General features: G+C 68.8%; 3 protein-coding genes and 1 pseudogene. All 4 read left to right on the top strand.

All coding sequences use genetic code 11. The features are described 5' to 3' along the window. Positions 1–5: 5 nt before the first annotated feature. The 4 genes and pseudogenes from AC08OV_RS19045 to AC08OV_RS19030 all read left to right on the top strand — a co-directional run bounded on the left by AC08OV_RS19045 (position 6) and on the right by AC08OV_RS19030 (position 2759). Positions 6–170: a helix-turn-helix domain-containing protein gene (locus AC08OV_RS19045; RefSeq protein WP_476616178.1), complete on the top strand. Its 165-nt coding sequence runs from the start codon at positions 6–8 to the stop codon at positions 168–170. Between the two features lies 1 nt (position 171). Continuing rightward, a pseudogene (locus tag AC08OV_RS19040) lies at positions 172–243 on the top strand (hypothetical protein); the annotation flags it as partial. Positions 244–283: 40 nt separating this feature from the next. Next, positions 284–1369, top strand: a complete 1086-nt coding sequence (locus AC08OV_RS19035; RefSeq protein ID WP_476620050.1) for a tyrosine-type recombinase/integrase — start codon at positions 284–286, stop codon at positions 1367–1369. A 247-nt stretch (positions 1370–1616) separates the two neighbouring features. Beyond that, positions 1617–2759, top strand: a complete 1143-nt coding sequence (locus tag AC08OV_RS19030; RefSeq protein WP_476616176.1) for a site-specific integrase — start codon at positions 1617–1619, stop codon at positions 2757–2759. The last annotated feature ends 79 nt before the right edge of the window (positions 2760–2838 follow it).

Genomic DNA, 2838 nt, shown 5'->3' with positions numbered 1-2838 from the left:
AGCGGCTGTGGTCGGCCGAGGAGACAGCCGAGTATCTCGGCGTTCCGGTCTCGACGCTGTACCAGTGGCGGCATCGGGGCATCGGCCCTTCCTGCTACCGCGTCGGCCGGTGGCTGCGCTACGACCCGACCAATATCCGGCAGTGGCTCGACACCCAGAAAGCGGCGTGAGATGGCGAGTGTGAAGAAACGTCCCGATGGAAAATGGCGGGCCCGGTACCGCGACCCGTCCGGCAAGGAGCACGCCCGGCACTTCGACCGGAAGGTCGACGCGGAACGCTGGCTTGCCGGCGTCGAGACGGCGAAAACTCGCGGCGAATGGGTCGACCCGGCCCGCGGCCCGGATCACCGTGGAGGACTGGTCGCAACGGTGGACGGGCACCCTCGGCCAACTGAAGCAGACCACCCGCGCCCGGTACGCCGGTCTCCTCCGCCGTCAGGTGCTCCCGCGCTGGGGCCGCACGCCGCTGTCCGCCGTCTCGCACGCGGACGTGGCCACCTGGATCACCGAACTTTCGGCAGACGGCCTGTCGCCGTCCTCCGTCCGGCAGGCCTACCGGGTGCTGTCGCTGATGCTCGACCTGGCGGTGAAGGACAACCGGATCGTCCGCAATCCGGCAAAGGGAGTGCGGCTCCCACCGGCGCGGATCCCGGACAAGCTCTTCCTCGACCACAGCCAGGTCAAGGCGATGGCCACGGCCTGCGGCGAGACGGACGGGCTGGTGATCTACACCCTGGCGTACACCGGCCTGCCCTGGGGCGAACTCGCCGCGCTGCGCGTCCGGCGGGTCAACCTGCTGCGCCGTCGTCTGGAGGTCGCCGAGTCGGTGACGGAGGTCGAAGGGCATCTCGTCTTCGACACCCCCAAGAGCCACCAGCGCCGCAGCGTCCCCATCCCCCGCTTCCTTGCCAACGCGCTCGCCGGACACCTCGCCGGCAAAGGGCCTGACGATCTCGTCTTCACAGCACGCGGCGGCGGGGTGCTGCGCAACAACAACTTCCGCCGGGACGTCTTCGACCAGGCGGCGATCGACGCGAGTCTTCCCGGGCTCACCCCGCACGAGCTGCGGCACACCGCGGCGTCGCTGGCGGTCGCGGCCGGCGCGAACGTCAAGGCCGTACAGCGGATGCTCGGCCACGCCTCGGCGGCCATGACCCTCGACGTCTACGCCGGGCTGTTCGCGGACGACCTCGACGCGCTCGCGGACCGCCTCGACCAGGCCGCCGGAGCGGCCCAGCCCCACGGAAACCCCACGCTTACGTCCGCCAGCAACGCGGACGGCCTGCGGACACCTGCGGACTCAGTGCGGACCAGCCGTGATCGAAAGGCCACCAGGGCGCGCCGCGGGCCGGCGAAAAAGCCTGCCTGACCTGGGATGATGCGGATGTGGGGCGGGTGGGGCTCGAACCCACGACCGACGGATTAGCATTTACGTGTTTTCGATATTCGCCGACCCCTTCCAAAACCTGTCATGACCTGCACCTCCAGCCGTTCCGGCAGACGATGAATGGTCGACTCTCAGCGTTTTTGATCAGCCAAAGTACGGGATTTGTACGGGATGATCAAGCTATGCTTACGACCGTTCTCCGACATCCTGACGATGTGGACGGTGGGGCATGGCGCGTCCGGCGATGGACCTCGGCACCGGCGGGAAGATCTTTTTCAGCACGACAACGAATGGCGTCCGCGCACGCTGCTTCTACCGCGATCATGACGGCGTCCGTCGCGAGGTGGAACGTAGCGGCACCTCCAAAGCCGCCGCGGAACAGGCGTTGCGGCGTGCTCTGCGTGACCGCGTACGGGTCGCCATCGGGGACGGCGACATCACCGGGGACACCGCGGTGAAGGTCCTCGGGGAGGCATGGTTCGTCGCCATGGGTAAGCGGGACCTATCCCCCAACACGATCTCGGCCTACCGCGGCACGCTGGATCGGCACGTGTACCCGGCCCTCGGTGAGGTGAAGGTCCGTCAGCTCACGGTCGGGCTCGTGGACCGCTTCCTGGCGGCGGTCACGGACAAGAGCGGCCCCGGCACGGCGAAGATGGCCCGCGCGGTGATGTCGGGCATGTGCGCCATGGCGGCCCGTGTGGACGCTCTGGACCGCAACCTGGTCCGCGACGCGGGCCCGATCGCCCGGATCACCCCGAAGCCGGCACCGCGGTCACTGAGCCTCGCACAGCTCCGGCAGTTGCGGGCGCTGCTGACCTATGACGAGCGGGCCCGGCGCCGTGACATCCCGGACCTGGTCGACGCGCTGATGGCGTCGGGCGCGCGGATCGGGGAGATCTGCGGCCTGGTCTGGAACGCGGTCGACCTGGACGCGGGCACCATCGAGATCCGGTCCACGGTTGTGCGGGTGCCGGGGCAGGGTCTGATCAACAAGCCTCGCCCGAAGTCCAAGGCGGGACACCGGCTGCTCCTGATTCCGGGGTGGGCGGTGGGGATGCTGCGCGCCCGGCACGCGGGACAGGCCCCGTCGGACATCGTGTTCCCGGCGCCGAAGGGTGGCCTACGGGACCCGAGCAACACGCAGGCCGACATCCGCGACGCGGTCACGGACGCCGGATTCCCCGGACTGACCTCTCACCTGTTCGGACGAAAGTCTGTCGCGACCTTGTTGGACGAGGACGGGCACTCACCCCGCCAGATCGCCGATGTCCTCGGTCACCAGAACCCATCGCTGACGCTGAGCACCTACCTCGGCCGCAAGGTCTCGAATCCGGGGGCCGCGGAGACCCTCACCGCGTTGGCGTTCTGACCCGCCGCGTTCAGGAATCCGTGTCGAGGGCGGATAGTGTCTCGCGCACGGCCACAGTGTCCGGGTGGTCTTCACCGAG

This window comes from Frankia sp. CeTa3Moorea, from assembly GCF_978021225.1.
Note: the sequence above shows the minus strand (reverse complement) of the source record. Positions and strands in the feature narration are given on the sequence as shown.